We start from the raw sequence: 19,270 nt of genomic DNA on the forward strand, positions 1-19,270 counted from the left end.
GTTAATTGCTGACAGTAATTTGGCGGGTCGTCGTGAATTTATCATCGCACGAATTGGCAATCGTGAGCGTGATCGTATAGGTACCGGGTTGATCGTACGTATACGTTACACGGGTTCCAACGCGAGTCTTACCTTTATTATCGCCGGGGTCCCAGCCAACAACACCGATGTCGCCCTGCGGATTATCCAAAAAAAAGGTGACGTCTAAATGCCCAATCGAGTACCCAATCGATGACGACGGTTTGGCACAGACGGGAAAGTTTTTTTTCGTTAAATCAAAGGGTTCACAAGCCATTGTGGCCAGCAATACCAACAAATAAATAAAATGCCTTCCCATAGTTATTCACTGACACACACCAATGTAAGCAATACTTCCGCAACGACATACCGTCTAATCTGCAAATCCGTTTCCTAAACCGATTGTCAGTTAAAACAGACCGCTGATTTTTATGATCATTGAGATTGATTATGAGTTTCGAGTTAACAGATACTAATCACTGTTAACTCATAACCTGATCTTATTCATCATAAAAATCAGCGGGCCATCCTCAATTATCTATACAGTCGTTAACGGAACCCAACATTTTCGTAAATTTATACAATACATTGCCTAACGCTATGCGCTGGTCTGCCAAAACAAAAGATGAACTAGTGGCCGAAATTCAACGACTCCACCATGAGCGCGACGGACAACCGTTGTCTGACGCGCAACCTATATTCGACGTTCGCCAAACTGTTGATCAACTCAACTTAGTGGGTCTGACAATTGAACGCGACGGAACACTGAGTTATGCCAATCCGTATACGTACCGGGTAACAGCCTGGCAACCGAGCGACATTATTGGCAAAAATTTCTTCGAAATCTTTATTCCTCCAACTGATCGGGCCAAGCTTGAAATTGAATTCGAAGAGGCTTTAGTAAGAGGTGGCTTTCCTGAGCAAAAAGAAATTACGTTACTTGCCCGTTCTGGTGCTCTCCGCAATGTGCAACTCAACTCGGTCATTGTCAACAGCATTGATGATCATGTCGCTTCATTTACGGTCATTGGCGAAGACGTCACCAATAAACGTCGCGTTGCTTCAGCTCTATCGAACACCAACGCTCAACTACAGGATTTGGTCGATAACACGTCCGATCTGATTCAGTTGCTCACGCTCGATGGCAAATTTATCTTCGTGAACCGCGCTTGGCGCGAAGCCCTCGGCTACAATTCCGAAGAGATTTCGGCACTCAACCTGCGCGATGTTCTTCATCCCGATTATGCCGCCAGTACGCTCGGTATGCTCAAACGAATTCAGGAAGGCGATAAACTTCCGTATGTCGAAACCGTTTTTCGGAGCAAAACAGGTAAAACCCTGTTTTTATCGGGCAGCGTCAACTGCCGGTTCGATAACGGTCGCCCTACTGCCTTCCGCTGTATCCTGCACGATACGACTGGCAAAATTCGGGCCGAAAAATCGCAGAAGCTTTATTACAGTATTGCCAACTGGACAATCAATACGCCCAACCTGGGTGAGCTGTATCATAAGATCCACGAAGAGTTAGGCCACATTATTGACGCCCGCAATTTCTTCATTGCGCTCTATGATTCTACCAAAACGTTTTTGTCATTCCCGTACTATGTCGATGAATATTTCGGGAGTACCATGCGGTTTACGAAGCGGAAATTGGGGAATGGTATTATCGAATACACCATTCTGGCCAACAAGCCTTTATTTCTGTACGAGCGGGATATCCGCCAGTTAGAAGAACACCATGACATTGATCTGTATGGCCAGCGGCAGCCACAGGTTATGCTCACAGCCCCGCTCCGTATTGGCGATGAAATTACCGGAATCATCGGCGTTAAGTCATACGACGATGCGCAAACCTATGGCCCGCGTGATCTGGAGCTGTTGGAATTCATCTCAGGCCAGGTAGCGCTGGCCATTGCCCGAAAACAATCGGAGGCTCGTCTGGACAAACAAAATGCCCGACTGAACGCCATTTTCGACAGTAGTACGTATTTGATCTGGTCGGTCAATAAAGCGCTTCAACTAACCTCTTTCAACAAAAACTACGCTCGACTTATTGAGTATCAGACCCACGAAACGCCTTCTGTTCAGGCCCATGCGCCCGAACTCGGCTGGCGTATGATTGGCGATGAAAATCGAGACCGGCTCGAAGAACGTTACCGACAGGCTTTTCGGGGATTGCCGCAAAATTTTGAGCTGCATTTCATGACCACTGCTGGGGAAACGTATTATGAGTTTCACCTCAACCCGATTTTACTGGCCAGTGGCGCCATTGATGAAGTGTCGGGAATTGCCCGGAATATTACCAACCGCCGACGTGCGGAGATCGCTACCCGCCAGAGTGAAGAAAAATTCCGGGGTATTTTCGAAAACCTGCAGGACATCTACGCGCGTGTTGATCGGAAAGGCCGAATTACGATGATTAGCCCATCTATTTTTAAACGGATGGGCTATACGCCGGAAGAAGTATTGGGACAAGAAATTACCAAATTCTTCATCGACGAAAATGCGATTCGCCATGCCATGTTTAAGCTGGCTCGTAATCGCAGTCTACGCAATTTCGAAGCCAGCATGCGCCGAAAAGACGGTAGCGAACGGCAGTACATGTTTAACATGCTGATGCTGAACGACGAACCGGGTAATAGCTCAGTTGTGGCGGTACTAGCTCGCGACATTACTGAATTGAAAAAGCAATCGGCAGAATTAGTCAAAGCAAAAGATGAAGCCGAACGATCATTGAAGGTAAAAGAGCAGTTTCTGGCCAATATGAGCCATGAAATTCGAACGCCGATGAACGGGGTTATCGGCATGATCGATCTGCTGAACGATACGCAACTGGACGAGGAACAACGTAGTTACGTCAAAACCGTTAAACGCTCGTCGGAAACGCTGTTGAACATTCTGAACGACATCCTGGATCTCTCGAAAATTGAGGCCGGAAAGATGGTTCTGCACGAGTCGCCAGTAGCCTTCAAGGAGATTTTCGAAAAACTAATCGCCCTCTTCGGACAGCAAGCCAATTCTAAAGACAATACCCTGACGTATCATCTCGGGCCAGACTTACCTACGTTTGTTATTGCCGATCAGACGCGACTGCTGCAAATTCTGTCGAACCTGACCAGCAATGCCATTAAATTCACGGAACATGGTACCATTCGGGTCGAAGCGTCGCTCATTAGTAAGCGCGGCAAATTCAACCGAATTCGAGTGGCCGTCACCGATTCCGGCATCGGTATTTCTCCCCAAAATATTAACCTGTTGTTCAACTCCTTTAGCCAGGTAGATACCTCTTCTCGAAAATCGTTTGGGGGTACGGGCTTAGGCTTAGCCATCTCAAAAGAACTGGCGCATTTAATGAAAGGCGAAGTTGGCGTAGAATCGACTGTCGGATCAGGCAGTACCTTCTGGTTCACGATCGAACTGAAAGAAACCGCCATCAGTCCAACGCAGCAAACAACCGAAGTTGCTGAAATTGCCCTTGCCAACTTCTTCAGCACCTACCATCCAAATGTGCTTCTGGTTGACGACAACGCCGTAAACCGGAAAGTGGCGAGTGAAATCCTTCGGAAATCGGGCTGCGTTGTCACCACCGCCGACAGTGGTCCAGCTGCTATTCGGGAAGTAGAATCCAGAGCTACTGGTGAAGCAGAAGGTTTCGATGTCATTTTCATGGACATTCAGATGCCGGATATGGACGGCGTTGAAACCACCCGACGACTGCGCGAACAGTTTGGCAAATCCCTACCAACCATTGTTGCGATGACGGCCTATTCAATGAAAGAAGACCGAGAGCGTTTCATTAGTCAGGGGCTGGATGACTACATTGCTAAGCCCATTCGAGCGCAGAGTCTGGTGGCTAAGGTCAAAGAACTGACGGATGCCAATCGGGCCAAACGCGCTGCTGAGTCAAGTGCGGCTCCTGCCCCTAAACCTATTGCTAAGGTGGCGGAGCCAGCTCTGCCGATTATTGATCCTGAGATTGTTGGGCAACTCCGCGATATTGGCGGTCAGGATCTGGTAGACAGTATTATGGAAGAGTTTGTAACCGAGGCCACAGATCTGGTCGGTAGCTCTCTGTCAGCGTATTCTCTGGGCGATATTCCAACGGTAAAAAGCCACCTGCACACACTGAAAGGAAGCGCTGGAACCATCGGCGTGTCTCGGGTCGCCGAGATTGCCCGCGTGGCAGAAGGGAAACTAAAAGTCAATGACACCAGCGGATTAGCCGAAGCCCTACAAGCGCTGGAGCAGGCATTCGAGGAATTTTTAGTGGAATTGAAGAAGTAAACACAACTTATTGCTTATAAAAACTGTCCCTTTTATCGACTGTTAACGGCCGATAAAAGGGACAGCTCTGTCTTTCCACTTGTATTAGTACCTCAAGTTGTACTACTCGACAGGCATTAGTCATCAACCCAGTTTTCAAGTTGAATTCCATTCATGCTTGAAAAGTCTTTTGTATTACGGGTTACTAAGATGAATCCACGAATGATAGCGGTAGATCCAATCAGCAGATCAAACTCTCCAACTGGACGACCTATTCGCCTTAAGGTTGCTTTCTGACGAGCGTATTCATGTAAGGCTTCGCCAATCGATAAAATACGCCCAGAGAAAAGTGTCTGAAAAGTATTGAATCGCTCCAAGTTCTGCTTTCGCCTGTCAGGTGCACTATTCTCAATACCAAATAATAACTCGGCTATCGTAATTTCGGATAAAAAACAAGATTTCACACCAACTTCAGCAAGTTTGGGCTTAATCTGGTACTCACCTTTCAGAAGATGAACGCAGATATTTGTATCAAGCAAATAGAGACTCATAGGTCAATGTCACGCAAGCTATCGTAGCGGGCGCTTCGAATCATAGCATTCAATTCATCACCCGTCTCTTTCCCTTCCCAACTTCCGGCAATACGATCCAGCAAGTGCAATTCTTCTTCTTGACCCAATTCCGTTTCAGCATGCACTTCCTTGATCAAAAGACCTAAACGTTCCGCCAACCCTTTAATTTGGGCAAAGTCCGTCTCACTCTCCGTTTCGATGGTTATGATGTGCGTCATAGAAAATACGTCTAAAGCTAAACCCTTAGGGAATAAACCGATTTTCTTTTTAACCTGTTCCCTATTACAAATTAGCGTCTTCGCGGCTATTGAAGGTATCGCCCTGAGTCAGATCACCCGTTTTCAGGCCTTTCTTGAACCAGTATACCCGCTGCGCTGACGTGCCATGAGTAAACGCATCGGGAACAACGCGGCCCTGCGTTTCTTCCTGGATTTTATCGTCGCCAATGGCGTTAGCCGCTGTCAACGCTGATTCTACGTCGTTCTCATCGATCGAAATACTTTGTCCCTGTGCGTGGTGTGCCCAAACACCGGCGAAGAAATCGGCCTGCAATTCCAGCCGAACCGATACCCGATTGTATTCCCGCTCGCTCATTCGCTGCCGTAGGGCATCCGTTTTATCCATAATGCCCAATAGTTTCTGAACATGGTGGCCTATCTCATGAGCAACCACGTACGACATCGCAAAATCGCCGGGAGCCTGAAACCGTTTAGCCAGTTCGTCGTAAAACGACAGATCGATATAAACTTTCTGATCTACAGGACAATAGAACGGGCCCATTGCCTCTTGTGCAGTACCACAACCCGACGAAGTTACTCCCCGAAACATCACCAAAACCGGTTTACGGTACTGGCTTCCTTGTTCGGCAAATAGTTTCGTCCAGACATCTTCGGTACTGGCCAGCACTTTTCTCGTGAAATGAGCCGCTTCATCGTCCGCCTGTGGGTCTGATGGCGCTTGCGATGTTGCCTGATTTGCTGAGCGTTGGTTTAATACCTCCGAAGGGTCGCCCCCCAAGAGCATGACAATAACGGCTATCACAACGGTGCCAATTCCACCGCCCACAATGAGTCCTCCCCCACCGCTTCCCCGGCGGTCGTCGACATTATCGCTTTCTCGTCCTCCTAACCAGCGCATAAAATTTTCTCAGTTAATAAATGGTGATTACACAATTAGTTCGTTACTCTCAGTTGCCAAGATTACTGTTTCTGTCGGTAAAATGTTTCGTTCTCGTGCAATTATTCATCGGGGTCGAGCCCGTTCATACTGGATTGGCCAACTGATGGCATTTTCCATCGCATGAGCCGCATGCAACGGGAAATAAGGATCTCGCAAAAATTCACGTGCGAGCAGCACTAAATCGGCCTGACCAGCAGACAAAATTGCATCGGCCTGTTTCGCTGATGTAATCAACCCTACGGCCGCCGTCATGATGCCCGTTTCTCGTTTGATTCGCTCCGCAAAAGGAACCTGATAACCGGGTTTCAGCGGAATTTTCGCATTGGCCACGTTGCCTCCCGTTGAACAGTCAACCACATCGACACCTTTTGTTTTCAGGATAGCCCCTAATGCCACCGAATCCTCGATTGTCCAGCCCCCATCGGTCCAGTCCGTTGCCGAAATCCGTACAAAAATGGGTAACTCGGCTGGCCATACAGTTTGGACGCGCTCGATTACCTTCAGTAACAATCGAATGCGATTTTCAAATGCTCCCCCGTAGTCATCAGTCCGCTGATTGCTCAATGGCGACAGAAACTGGTGTAACAAATAGCCATGTGCCGCATGGATTTCCACAACTTGAAAACCGGCTACAAGCGCACGCTGAGCAGCCGCCTGAAAGTCGGCCAGCACCTGGTTAATACCATCGACGGTTAAAGCCAGCGGTGCCGGTTCCGACTCCTGAAACGGAATGGCACTGGGAGCCAGGGTTTGCCAGCCCCGTTCGGCAGTGGGTAAAATGAGCGTGCCACCTTCCCAGGGCCGACGATGACTCGCTTTCCGACCAGCATGGGCCAGTTGAATACCTGCCACCGTGCCATTCTGCCGAAGAAATTGGGTGATTCGTTTTAGCCCAGGGATGTGATCATCTTTCCAAATACCCAGATCATCGGGCGAAATTCGGCCCTCCGGCGAAATGGCCGTTGCTTCGGTAAAAATCAGCCCCGCCCCGCCTACAGCCCGGCTACCCAGGTGTACCAGATGCCAGTCATTGGCAAAACCATCCTCGCTCGAGTACTGGCACATGGGCGAGACAACAATCCGATTTTTAAGATGAAGACTACGGATAGATAGCGGAGAAAAAAGAATTGACATACGCTTTTAGTGAGGGCATGGCCCGTAAATAAACATTCGATTCTCGTTTATCGTTGAGCAAAAAATTAGTTGGGGTAATAACCCAACCGGCTTTTAAATCTAATCAAACAACTCAACGATCATGGCAAACGACCCAAAAATTGATCGGCGTAACGATGTCACACCCAAAGAAGGTGAGCACAAATATGGTGATGTTGAATTCGCCGATCGGACGAACAAAAAATACCCCATCGATACGCCTGAGCACGTCCGGGCAGCATGGAGCTATATAAACCATAAAGACAATGCGGCCAAGTATGACGCGGATGAAGTAAGTACCATTAAAGAACGCATCAAAAAGGCAGCCAAGAAACACGAAGTAGCGATTCAGGATGCGTAATCTACGGCATCTTTTCTTGCTGAAAACGCAAAACCGCCCGACTCAAAAATCGGGCGGTTTTATTCTTTCTCTATAGAGCCAGCTTATAACTTCTCTTTCACTACTTTAACATCTTTCTTGGCCTGGTCTTTTACCAATTCGCCTTCCTGTTTCATTCGTTGTTTACGATGCGCTTTCAGGGATTCCTGATCGCCCGTTGCTTTATCGATTTTACGAGCCTCTTTATTTGCTTTTAAAGCTGCTTTGTCGCCTGCTACTTCGGCTTTCGCTTCAACAACTTCAGCTTTTTTCTTCATTTTATTATCCTGGGCCTGCGCCATACTCAAGGTGAGGGCAAGGGCGGCAACAACTGCAATTACTTTTTTCATAACGTTTTTGGGATAATCCCGTTAGTGAGTGTTTAGTCTTATAAAGCCAATCCACTACCTAGTGAATCTACTTATAGCTACTTAACAAGCAGTACTTACGCTTGTTTATAATTCGCTACAGTATTAAAAAACTTTAATATTGAGCTATCGCTACGATTTTGGCGATTACCTCACCCTGCCGGGTTGATTCAAGTCATTCATAAACGAGATCAATTCCTGTACATCAAGGACATAATCAATGGGCGCGCTCAGAATTGCCTGTTGGGGCATAAAAGCAACCTGGGCCGTTTCGGGTCGCTGAACGATGCTCACACCACCAGCTCGTTTGATAGCCACCAGACCATTGGTCCCATCGGCGTTAGCCCCCGAGAGTAAAACACCCACCAAAGACGATCCGTATACATCGGCCGCTGATTCAAACGTGACATCGATCGAAGGGCGGCTGTAGTTTACTTTTTCGGAATCATCCAATGAAAAGGTGCCATCCTTCTCGATCAATAGATGGTAATCGGCGGGGGCCAGGTAGATGGTGCCAGGTACTATTACGTCTTTATCATCGACTTCTTTAAGCGGCAGACTCGTTTTAAGCGAAAACAAATTCGCCAACGTCGAATCGGCGGTGTTCTTTCGGTGCAACACAATGATCAGCGTAAACGGTAGCGGTGATCGTAACGCTGGTAGTAGTTTTAATAAAACATCAATACTGCCGGTTGAGCCACCAATGACGACCACTTGGCAGTGGTTGATTATCCTATTTTCCGCCATATTTTTTCGTTGTTCTCTAACTGTTTGAACTTAGGTTGTAGGGTAGAAAACTTCAGGGTTTCTTTTGCGCCCAGCGCCAAATAACTGAGCGGCCCCAGGCTCTCGTTGAAAAGCGTTAGTACCCGTTCCTGCAAGGCCTTATCAAAATAAATCAGCACGTTCCGACACAGGATGAGATCGAATTCGTTGAACGACCGATCCGACACGAGGTTATGTGTCGAAAAAACCATTTTCCCGGCCAATTCTTCATTGAATTTCACGTGGCCATACTGCGCCGTGTAGTAGCTCGAAAAATCTTTTTTCCCACCTGACAGTATGTAATTCTCCGAATACTGCTTCATAGGAGCCAGCGCAAAAATACCTTTACGAGCTACTTCCAGCACTTCCGAATTGAGGTCTGTGGCGTATAGCAACGATTTGTGCAACAAATTGGCCTCTTTCAGCAGGATAGCCATCGAGAATACTTCCTCGCCCGTTGAGCAACCTGCGTGCCATATCCGAATAAAGGGCTTGGCCGCCAGGGTACTAATCACTTCGGTTCGGAGTGTTTTATAGAATAGTGGATCACGGAACATTTCGGTAACGTTCACGGTCAATTCTTCCACAAATCGCTTCAGATAATGGGGGTCTGTTCGGACCCGATAACGCATTTCGGCAAAACTAGGAAACTTATCTAAGGACCATAGCCGGTTAATCCGTCGCTTCAACGACGCTCTGGCATAGTGGGTGAAATCGTACCCATATACCTCAAGCAGGTCATTTAGTAAAAGATCAACTTCTCTTTCCTCAATCATTTTTAATAGGCACTAGTAACGGACAATATCAATAAGAAATTAATTGTTTTTGTCATGAACTGTGTCAAAAAACAAGTTTTAAGCCAAATTTTGTTTGGATAGGCTGAACCCATTGACGAATTCAATATTCTTCTTCACCACCACAAACACCTGATGCAACAACTTATTCATCACCGCCACCATCGCCACTTTGTGGCATTTACCCTTGGCCCGTAGCCGATCATAAAGCGCTTTACAGCCCAAATTGTATTTACGGGCCGAACGAGCTGCCATGTATAAAAGGCCCCGTACATACCCTAAACCCGTGCGGGCCATCCGACCACGCCGACGAACCGAACTGCCCGATTGAGTTTGACTGGGGGCAATGCCCACGAACTTAGCTACCGCTTTGGCTGACTCGAATCCAGCCAGCCCATTGGTGGCCGTGCACAAGGCTTGAGAGGAAGCCGGCCCAATCCCCTTGACCCGCTGCATCCGCTCCGAAATGGCCTGCAACTCCTGTTGACTCAGCTGATCCAGTTCCTCTTCAAAGAGCGCAATCTGAGTCAGGTAGCTCTGTTGGAGAACCAGCAGGCTAGCCTTGACTTTCTGACTGGCCCGGGGGTCGAACGACAGCGCATGAAGCTGATTAGCCACCGCTTGCTGACTGATTCGCAGGTCGTTGAGGTGTTTGTGCTGTTGGCGAAGCTGATGTAGAGACTCATCGGCCAGTTGCGAAGGCTGGGGCTGAAAGACTTGTCCGTAGCGCGCCAATAGTGCCGCATCGCTCCGGTCGGTCTTGCTGATAGACTTCAGAGTGGCGGCAAAGCCTTTGCTTTGGTTGGGCGTAAGGAGGCTAAAGGGGCGATTTTGCAGGGCTAATACCCAAGCTAATCGAGCCGAATAGGTACCTGTATGCTCGAAAATGAGGTGGCTATTGGCGGGCAGTTCAGCAGCCCATTGCTCAATGGAGTCCGCTTGGTTGGGCAGGGTTTGATAGGCCCATTGGGGTTGCCCATTGGCATCGATTCCGATTTGGTAGCTGATGTGTAAGGTCTCTTTACTGACATCAACCCCGTAATAGATAGCTGGTTGGTTCATGCTAAAAACGAAAAAAGCGGGATACTACTCATGCTCTCGACATCATTGTGAAACGGGCTATATGCCCACTGAACTGTCCGGGTTCCATGAGATTGGCTCTCCAGGCTACCGATCATGACAACCGGTCTTTTAGACCATCCCGACGTAGGTATGACCTGGAGAACCAAAGATTATTTGTTCAGAGCAAACTTACAATCCCGACGCAGGAGGGATCTTAAAGTATCCTTGCTAGAGCATTAATAAACCTTAAGATCCCTCCTGCGTCGGGATGACAAACCATAGCCCAATGCTTAGCTCGCCGATAGCAATTGAAATAATCGGTCAACATCAATTGGCTTGGCAATATAATCGGTTGCCCCTGCGCGCAGACATTTTTCCCGATCACCGACCATGGCCTGTGCTGTAACCGAAAAAATGGGCGTATTTTCTCGATTAGGTAAATTTTTGATCCGCGGAATCGCTTCGTAGCCGTCCATCTCCGGCATCATCATGTCAATCAGAATAAAGTCGATCACAGCATCTGTTTTGAGGATTTCCAATGCCTCCCGAGCACTTAAGCAAGACAAACAGTCAAACGATTTGGCTTTGAGTGTGGCCGTCAGCGCAAAAATATTTCTCGGATCATCATCAATAATCAGGACTCGTTTTTTAGGCATAGGGTTCAGGTTTTTAGTTTAAGGTTTACAGTTTGAGGTTTACGGAAGAGCTAGCAATTTCCTATATTCACTAACTGTAAACCAAAAACAGTAAACCTATCTATGATCGGTCGTAAAGCCAAACGCGAAGTAAGGACACCAGTTGGTCAATATCTACAGGTTTGGTGATATAATCGGATGCGCCCGCCTGAATACATTTTTCCCGATCGCCAGTCATGGCTTTGGCTGTAACCGCAATAACGGGCAGGTTCTTCCATTGGTAATGCTCCCGAATCTTCTGCGCGGTTTCGTACCCATCCATCTGCGGCATCATCATATCCAGAAGGACAATATCGATGGCCGGGTTTTCAGTTAACTTTTGCAGGGCTTCTTTCCCATCCAGCGCGGCTATCACCGTCATGTTATACTGCTCCAGTGCTTTTGATAACGAGAAGATATTCCGTACATCGTCATCGGCCACCAGAACGGTCTTTTTGTCGAGTACCTGACTCAGACCAAGCATCTTTTTCGAGCCTCCGCCGGTATCGCCCTGTTTATTTTCCTCAACCAGGTGCAAAAAGAGCGATACTTCATCGAGCATGCGCTGGTACGAATGAGCGGTTTTGACAATAATCGAGTCGGCGTATTTTTTAATTTTCAACTCTTCCGACATCGACAGGCTCTTGCCGGTAAAGATGATGATGGGCAGGTTTTCGAGGCCCGGATTTTTCTTCGCTTCCTCCAGCGTTTCGTAGGCTTTATGATCGGGAATGCCCATGTCCAGAATAACACAATCGACCTCTTTCGTCTTCAGGGCACTGATTCCCTCCACAATGTTGCTTTTCAGTTCCGATTTAATGTTGAAGGTCTCCAGGAAGTAAGCCAGCGCTTTGGCGTGTTTGGAGTTATCTTCAATAATCAGCACTTTCTTATGATTGCGATCCAGCACGTATTCGATCTTTTTGAAGATGTCCTGCATCTGCTCAAAGGCCATTGGCTTGTCGACAAAATCGATAGCTCCTTTCAATAAGCTCTCGTTTTTGAGCTTGTGCGACGACATAATATGCACCGGAATTGGGCGGGTCTGCGGATTGGCTTTCAGCGCGTCCATCACTTCCCAACCGCTCATAACTGGTAACTGAATATCGAGCAGGATACCAATTGGATTATAAATAGCGGCCAATCGTAGTCCTTCGTCGCCCCGCACCGATACCACTCCTTTGTAGCCTTTTTTGCGGGCATACTCCAGCAGCGATTTGGCGAAATTGGTGTCGTCTTCAATAATCAGGATGGTTTTATCCTCTTTCGTAATAGCGTTTCGGTCATCGGGAATAGCCTCCGGAATCGTAGCGCTAATGTATTTGTTGGGAACGGCCGTTGCACTTGGCAAAACCTGTTCAGGCAGCGACGGCGTGATTACTCGCTCGGTAGCGCCAGTCATATCAACGCCCGAAACTGGTAAATGAACCGTGAACTCACTGCCTTCATTTACCTCACTTTTCAGTTTAATTTCGCCCCCAAGCAGTTTAGCCAACTCACGGCTAATGGATAAGCCTAAGCCAGTTCCGCCATATTTCCGTTTGGTAGACCCATCGGCTTGCTGGAACGCTTCAAAAACCAGTGGCTGCTTCTGGATCGGAATACCAATACCCGTATCCCTCACCACAAAGCAGAGCGTTGGGGTTGCGGCTCCCCTGCCCGCGCGGCCAGACTTGGCTTTATTTAACTTGATCGTTAAGGTGACGCTACCTTTAGAGGTAAATTTGATGGCGTTCGATAGTAAATTCTTGAGAATTTGTCCCAACCGCATTTTATCGGTTTCGATAATCGCGGGTACGTCTGGCTCAACCGTGATACCGAAGTCGAGTCCTTTTTTCTTTGGCCAATAGCCCAAAGAGCGATTGTAGTTCGTCGGTTATCTCCTGAATGGCCACGTCCTGGTAGTCCAGGTTCATCTGACCGGCTTCAATTTTGGACAGATCGAGGATTTCATCGATCAAACCCAGCAGGCCATTACCCGACGACTGAATGACTTTGGCATATTCAATCTGATCGCCGTTCAGATTTTCGTCGGTGTTCTCGGCCAGTAATCGGCTCAACAGCAAAATCGAGTTGAGTGGCGTCCGGAGTTCATGCGACATATTGGCCAGAAATTCCGATTTGTAGCGGGTTGCCAGTTCCAGTTCATCCGCCTTTTTCTGAATCTCACTGGTTTTCTCTTCCAGCAACAGGCCGCGTTCTTCGAGTTCGGTATTTGTTTGCTGAAGTTCTTCCTGCTGAACGCGCAACTCTTCTTCCGATGCCTGAAGCTTCTGCGCCTGCATTTCCAGTTCGGCATTCAGGTTTTCCATCTCGGTATGCTGCGCCTGGAGTTCTTCCGATTGAGCCTGCGTCTCTTCCAGGAAGTTTTGCAGCTTGATGTAATCCAGAGCTGCGTTAACCCCAATGGCCGTGGCTTCCAGATTTCGCTCGATAAAATCGATAATTAATGGACTAGGCTTATGTAGGAAACCGAGTTCCAGCGCCCCAACGCAAGTGCTGCCATACAGCAAGGGCGCAATGACTAAAGCGGTAGGGTGTGTGTCGCCCAGGGAGGAGGTTATCCGGCTATAATCCTGGGGGACATTCTCGACAATAATCATTTTCTTCCGCTCAATTACCTGCCCAATCAGCCCTTCGCCAGGATTGACTGTGGCAGGCACCTGATGTGCCGCATAACTGCCCGACAATTTAAAACTGGCCTCGGTATCGATCAGGTAAACGGTTCCCAGTGGAGCATTTACGTAGCTGGCCATAGTATCGATAAGCTGGGTGGCGAGCTTTTTTAAATCTTTCTGCCCCCGAATCGCATCGCTTAGAGCCACGGAACCCGCCTGTAGCCAGTTACGATCGTTTAAATCCGTAAACGTCTGCTCCAGTGAAGAAGCCATCTGATTCAAAGCCTTCGAGATCCGACCAAGTTCATCGTCTCGCTCGTCCGTACTTCGCGCTGAATAATCGCCCCCGGCAATATCCTGCGTAATGTCTTCCATGACGGCAATACGCCCAGCGGTTTCAATATACTTCTCTTCTTCCCGTTTCTGTCGGGCAATCCGGTCGTCCAGATCCTGCTTGATGCGCACGTACGTTAAGACCGTAATCAGGATCGATACAATGGCCGCAATAACCAGCAGAAAAGGAGTATAGGTGATGTAAATCTGTTGCTGTTCGACTCGTTCTTTCAGCAGATTTTCTTCCTCGACCTTCATTTGGGTGATTACGATTCGCAACTTATCCATCACCTCTTTTCCCTTCATCATCTCACGGTGCCGCTCGATGGTATCGCGGAGAAAAGCCCTATTCTGTTTGACCAGATTGACAACCCGCTGCATTTGGGCGAACTTGGCATCGTACAAATTTTTGACCTCAGCCAAGTTCTTTTGCTGGTCTGGGTTATCGTTTGTCAGCTCCTGTAGATGCGCATAGCTAGTCTCGACTTTTTCAAAACTGCCATTATAAGGCTGCAAAAAGCGCTGATCCAGCGTGACCAGATACCCGCGCTGACCAGTTTCGGCGTCCTTCATGAAGGAGATAATGTTCTCCGCTTCGATCAGTACCTGGTTGGTATGATTAACGAGTTTCGAATTACTAATCAGTTGCTGAATGCTGTAGAACGACGCCAGTAGACTGATGAGCAGTAAGAGGGTAGAAATACTAAAAACAATCTGTAGTTGTCGGATTACAGAGTTCGACGTTGAATATTTAGGCATAAGTTAAGTAGTGAGTAGCTAGGCTAGCTTATACAGTTTCGTTAACCACGAGTTGACTGGCTTGCTGTACGGGTAAAACGAGAATGAATCGGGTACCTTCATCAACGCGACTCTGTGCCCAAATCAAGCCCTGGTGCTTATCGATATTCTTCTTCGCAATCGCCAGGCCAATACCGGTGCCTTCGTACGAAGTCCGGCTATGCAATCGCTGAAAAATAACGAAGATGCGATCCAGGAATTTCTCGTCAAATCCAATACCGTTGTCCTGTACCATAATCCGGCAATAGGCTCCATCAGAAACGGGCGCAGCCTCAATATCTTTCGATTCAATTAAATCGGCACTAATGCGAATGACCGGCGGCACATTCTGCTTCGAGAATTTCAGCGCGTTACTGATCAGATTCTGAAAGATTTGCCGCATCCGGCTCGGCATTGTTTCAATGATGGGCAGTTTATCGATAACAATCGTAGCTCTGGTCCGGCTGATAGCCTCATCGAAGTCTAACAGTAATTCACCCAGCATGCCGTTCAGGTCCGTTTGTTCAAACGACTCAGGATTGGATAACCGGGAATAGGCCAGTAAATCATTGATCAATGACGACATACGCGCCGACGACCGAATCGATCGATCAAGGTAGGAAACAGCCTCATCATTGCCTTTGAGGTATTTCTCTTTAATGGTATCGTTGAGCAATTGAATCTTCCGAAGCGGCTCTTTCAGATCGTGCGAAACCACCCAGGTAAATTGTTGCAGTTCGTGATTCGTCCGCTCCAGTTCTATATTTTTAAGCTGTAGCTCGTTGGTTCGTACTTTCACCTGTTGTTCAAGCAGTTCGGCGGCCTGTTTTTGTGAATGAATATCGGTGAATGTGCCAATCCAGCGAATTAATACATCCTGTTGCCGAATGGGAAGGATACGCAGCAAATGATACCGATACTCGCCGGTTACCAGGTCTTTCAGACGTACTTCGCGGGTAAAATCATCTTCCTGCGTAAAGATGGTCGTCCACCCGTCGTAAAGTCGATCCTGCTCGTGCGTTTCAGGAAACGATTTTGCACTGCTGGCATACCGAAACCAGTGCTGGTTTACATACTCGATCTGCCCGTCGGGTGCTACGGCAAACGCCATCTGCGGCAAGCTCGACAACACGGTTTGCAGCTCCTGGAATCGGGCCGCTAACTCTTCCTGGGCCCGTTTACGAATATCCACTTCTTTCCGCAACGAATCCTGCGTAGCTCGAAGCTCCTGTTGCTGGTCGTAAAGTCGATGTAATATTTTAACTTTTAAAACCAGGATATCGGGATCAACGGGTTTGGTGAGGTAATCAATGCCCCCGGAGGTATAGCCCTGCGTAATGAATTTTTTTTCGGTATTAACTGCCGACAGGAAAATAATGGAGGTATCGCGGGATTTGCTGAATCCGGAAATGGCATTGGCCACTTCGAAGCCATCCATTCCGGGCATTTGTACATCAAGAATGATGACTGCGTAATCCGTTTTCAGAATTTTTTTCAGGGCTTCTTCCCCCGATTCGGCAGTATCCACTGAAAATCGATGCAGCTCAAGAATCTTCTTTAACGGAAGAATATTTTCCTGTCTGTCATCAACAATAAGAATCATGTCAGGCTATTAATTAGAACGTTGAATATAAGGCTGGGTGGGGCTTCCTGCGAAACCGGAACAACGATACCCTCTATTAATAACGCGCATTCCGCTAGTCTTTGTTTCGATAGTGTACCGCCCAAAACCCATTTTATACGATACGGCAAAGCCATCTTACTGAAACAAGTGCCTAAGGGCAAAGCCTTGTAACAACCAGATGGCAGCTAAAGCGTATAAAAGCCTAAAATTAATGAGTTACACGGATATTCAATTAAAAGGTTAGTTAGGAGGCCTATGAATTAACTTTAAGGAGAATATAGTCACTTGTTTCGAAGTAAGTATAACCTTATTGACCTTTTATAATTCCAGAAAATCACGGTACTGCCTACTGGCGAGCGCAATAGCCTGTTGCTGTTCGTCGGAGAGCGTGAAAAACAAATGAGTGTCAATCGTAACGGTATCTTTTTTTATTGTTCGTTTCCAGGTGCCCACTACGCGCCCATCGACGACAATGACCGGACTAAAGATGCCGTTACCAGCACTCACAATCTGGCTAAAGTCCAATGGACCCAGGGCTGCACTCCGATCTTTGTAGGCAACCAGATACTCATCGAACGAGGGTAATAAATGGACCGTTGGCAGTATAATGTTCGGGTTAGAAATTGCCGGAGCCATCCAGTAGGTCTGGCCATTTAGGGTCTTGGTCACTAACGCTGATTTAGCCAGTTCAAGTCCCTCTCTGGCTTCGGTAATTGTCAGACCAGACCACCACACAAAATCGGGTAGCGTAGCCGGACCGTGACTTGTAAAATAACGGATCGTGAGAGTAGCCAACGCTTCATCCCGTTCCAGTTGCTTCACTCCCGGCGACCACTCGTTCAGTAACGTAAACGTAAATTCTTTCCCTCTCCGATTCCCACAGCAAATTAATCCATCGTAAGCGGCATTGTTCATCAGAAAATTCAAGCGTAAGTCGTGGGTAAGGATACCCGCCTGCGAAAGCGCCAGCTTCAATTCGGGGCGGGTTAACTGCTGCCCCCCTTCCAGTACCCGAACCATGGCAGCGTGGCTTTTGGCGAATATGGCCTCATTTAACTCCAGTTTTCGGTAGTAGGAACGACTGATCGACTCGAGCCGATGCCTGACCAGCGCCAGCATCCACCGCAGATCGTCGGCCGCAATCAGGTGCAGCGTACCCCGAAAAGCCCAGGTGCGAATAATGGACTTATCGGCAATAGCTTGCTCAATGGCAGCGTCGGTCGTGTTGGGCAACCGAAGCCCCAGTGCCCATTTGGATGCGGCATAATCCTGCGCCTGCACTGCACCAAACCAGGCCACCAAATCGGACGGTTTGGTAAACATCGGCTGTACTAGTTGCTGATTAACAAGACGAAGCTGGGTTAATTGTAAATCCGACATGATGATAGACCGCAGATTTTCATGATCAATATGATTCTAGAAAAGACAGTTTTTTGCAAAAGAAGGCAAAATCTAAACTATCATAAAAATCTGCGTTCTATTGTCATGCTAAAGGTACTCGGCCCCTATGACAGCCCTATGTCAGCAGTAATTTCCAATTTGTCATTTTTTCTCAATTCAGCTCGTTTTTAGGGTTTTTCGCGGGCTTAACAGTAGCCCTGTAAACAACCCGGCTTATGATTTTAAAGCCTCTATCTGTCATGCTAGTACGCATTCTATCCTTCGCTATTTTTGGTCTGCTGATGCAACAGACAATTGCTCAATCTCTTGAGTCTAAAACCTATGTATGGGCCGAAGCACCCGTGACTAAAAAAGCCAATTCGGAGCAGAGAGCCATTCTGGAAGGCACCACTACTGATTTCCGCCATCTCGAAGTTCATGCGACTACGCTGCTACCGCATCAGGCTCCGCACCCCGCCCATAAGCACGACGACGAAGAGCTGATTATCATCAAAGAAGGCAAATTGACTGTAACCATTGAGGGAAAGACGAAAACCTTGGGGGTAGGCAGCGTAGCGCTCATGATGCCAGGTGATGAGCATGGTTTTGAAAACAAGGAAGATACACCCGCTACCTACTATGTGATGCGGTACGAATCAAAAGAGCCGAAAGATCTGGATCGAGGCCGAAAAGCGGGCGGCTCTTTCATGATCGACTGGAACGACGTTCCTTTTCAACCACATGACAAAGGTGGAATCCGACGTATGTTCGATCGAGCTACGGCCATGACGAAACGCTTTGAAATGCATGTAACTACGCTGAATCAGGGATTATGGAGCCATCCGCCACACACCCATCGGGCCGCTGAATTCCTCCTCATGGTCGACAAGTCGTCGCAGGAAAGTATCAATGGTAAACTCTACCCAGCCACAGTAGGCGATTTGATTTTTCTGGAATCCAACGTTCCCCACGCACTACAAAACACAAGTCAGGGCAGTTGTACATACTTTGCCTTTCAGTTTGAGTAAGCGAATGCAACAGCCAATCTTCTGATATAGAGCGGCAATTAATTCAATGGCAAAATCAGAATAGTTGGCAGTTCCTTTCTGGGTGGTGTAGCTGATAATTTTACGTTCGTGAACGCTGCTTATGTAAAACGTTTTGGTGATTGCATCATACGATCAAGCTAGTTTCCAAAAGCTGGAACGCAATTGTGCTCGGATGATTGTTCGGAGCGAGAAGCAGACTCTGCGCGTAGACTACTGTCAAGATCAGTCATAGCAAAGTCAGTCCACAAAGGCCGAAAAACGCG

General features: G+C 47.7%; 15 protein-coding genes and 1 pseudogene. 3 read left to right on the forward strand and 13 right to left on the reverse strand.

All coding sequences use genetic code 11. The annotated features are described in order from the left end of the window. Position 1 precedes the first annotated feature (1 nt). Positions 2-337: a PKD domain-containing protein gene (locus tag H3H32_RS21360; RefSeq protein WP_182457660.1), complete on the reverse strand. Its 336-nt coding sequence runs from the start codon at positions 335-337 to the stop codon at positions 2-4. 281 nt (positions 338-618) lie between these two features. Here H3H32_RS21360 and H3H32_RS21365 point away from each other — a divergent pair, with 281 nt between their 5' ends. After that, positions 619-4,302 (forward strand): PAS domain S-box protein, encoded by a 3,684-nt coding sequence (locus H3H32_RS21365; RefSeq protein WP_182457661.1) that lies wholly within the window; start codon positions 619-621, stop codon positions 4,300-4,302. 116 nt (positions 4,303-4,418) lie between these two features. Here the strand turns inward: H3H32_RS21365 and H3H32_RS21370 are convergent, their stop codons facing one another. The 4 genes from H3H32_RS21370 to namA form a co-directional block, all read right to left on the reverse strand. Continuing rightward, the gene (locus tag H3H32_RS21370; RefSeq protein WP_182457662.1) at positions 4,419-4,832 is read right to left on the reverse strand and encodes a PIN domain-containing protein; all 414 of its coding nucleotides are present in this window, start codon (positions 4,830-4,832) and stop codon (positions 4,419-4,421) included. Then, the gene (locus H3H32_RS21375) at positions 4,829-5,071 is read right to left on the reverse strand and encodes a hypothetical protein (RefSeq protein ID WP_182457663.1); all 243 of its coding nucleotides are present in this window, start codon (positions 5,069-5,071) and stop codon (positions 4,829-4,831) included. Before H3H32_RS21375 ends, H3H32_RS21370 begins: the two co-directional genes overlap by 4 nt. A 64-nt stretch (positions 5,072-5,135) precedes the next feature. Beyond that, the gene (gene ypfJ / locus H3H32_RS21380) at positions 5,136-5,990 is read right to left on the reverse strand and encodes a KPN_02809 family neutral zinc metallopeptidase (protein WP_182457664.1); all 855 of its coding nucleotides are present in this window, start codon (positions 5,988-5,990) and stop codon (positions 5,136-5,138) included. 105 nt (positions 5,991-6,095) lie between these two features. Then, entirely contained in the window at positions 6,096-7,166 is a 1,071-nt protein-coding gene (gene namA / locus H3H32_RS21385; RefSeq protein WP_182457665.1) for an NADPH dehydrogenase NamA, read from the reverse strand. Positions 7,167-7,287: 121 nt separating this feature from the next. Here namA and H3H32_RS21390 point away from each other — a divergent pair, with 121 nt between their 5' ends. After that, a complete protein-coding gene (locus H3H32_RS21390) occupies positions 7,288-7,545 on the forward strand; it encodes a DUF6582 domain-containing protein (RefSeq protein WP_182457666.1) in 258 nt (85 codons plus the stop codon). Positions 7,546-7,628: 83 nt separating this feature from the next. On the opposite strand, the gene H3H32_RS21395 is transcribed toward H3H32_RS21390, so the two are convergent. The 8 genes and pseudogenes from H3H32_RS21395 to H3H32_RS21430 form a co-directional block, all read right to left on the reverse strand. Then, positions 7,629-7,913, reverse strand: coding sequence for a hypothetical protein (locus tag H3H32_RS21395; RefSeq protein WP_182457667.1), 285 nt, complete (start codon positions 7,911-7,913; stop codon positions 7,629-7,631). A gap of 165 nt (positions 7,914-8,078) precedes the next feature. Further along, positions 8,079-8,678 (reverse strand): chemotaxis protein CheB, encoded by a 600-nt coding sequence (locus H3H32_RS21400; RefSeq protein ID WP_182457668.1) that lies wholly within the window; start codon positions 8,676-8,678, stop codon positions 8,079-8,081. Further along, positions 8,660-9,472 carry a CheR family methyltransferase gene (locus tag H3H32_RS21405; protein ID WP_182457669.1) on the reverse strand — a complete coding sequence of 271 codons (813 nt, stop codon included), beginning with the start codon at positions 9,470-9,472 and terminating at the stop codon, positions 8,660-8,662. Before H3H32_RS21405 ends, H3H32_RS21400 begins: the two co-directional genes overlap by 19 nt. Before the next feature lie 78 nt (positions 9,473-9,550). Beyond that, a complete protein-coding gene (locus H3H32_RS21410) occupies positions 9,551-10,552 on the reverse strand; it encodes an IS110 family RNA-guided transposase (RefSeq protein ID WP_182457633.1) in 1,002 nt (333 codons plus the stop codon). Positions 10,553-10,842: 290 nt separating this feature from the next. Next, on the reverse strand, positions 10,843-11,208 hold the full coding sequence (locus tag H3H32_RS21415) for a response regulator (RefSeq protein WP_182457670.1): 366 nt from the start codon (positions 11,206-11,208) through the stop codon (positions 10,843-10,845). A gap of 100 nt (positions 11,209-11,308) precedes the next feature. Beyond that, a pseudogene (locus tag H3H32_RS21420) lies at positions 11,309-14,936 on the reverse strand (response regulator). 28 nt (positions 14,937-14,964) lie between these two features. Then, positions 14,965-16,557: a hybrid sensor histidine kinase/response regulator gene (locus tag H3H32_RS21425; protein ID WP_182457671.1), complete on the reverse strand. Its 1,593-nt coding sequence runs from the start codon at positions 16,555-16,557 to the stop codon at positions 14,965-14,967. A gap of 339 nt (positions 16,558-16,896) precedes the next feature. Continuing rightward, positions 16,897-17,958, reverse strand: a complete 1,062-nt coding sequence (locus H3H32_RS21430; RefSeq protein WP_182457672.1) for a winged helix DNA-binding domain-containing protein — start codon at positions 17,956-17,958, stop codon at positions 16,897-16,899. A 260-nt stretch (positions 17,959-18,218) separates the two neighbouring features. Here H3H32_RS21430 and H3H32_RS21435 point away from each other — a divergent pair, with 260 nt between their 5' ends. Next, positions 18,219-18,986 (forward strand): cupin domain-containing protein, encoded by a 768-nt coding sequence (locus H3H32_RS21435; protein WP_240543443.1) that lies wholly within the window; start codon positions 18,219-18,221, stop codon positions 18,984-18,986. Positions 18,987-19,270 lie beyond the last annotated feature (284 nt).

The organism is Spirosoma foliorum (assembly GCF_014117325.1).
Lineage (GTDB): Bacteria > Bacteroidota > Bacteroidia > Cytophagales > Spirosomataceae > Spirosoma > Spirosoma foliorum.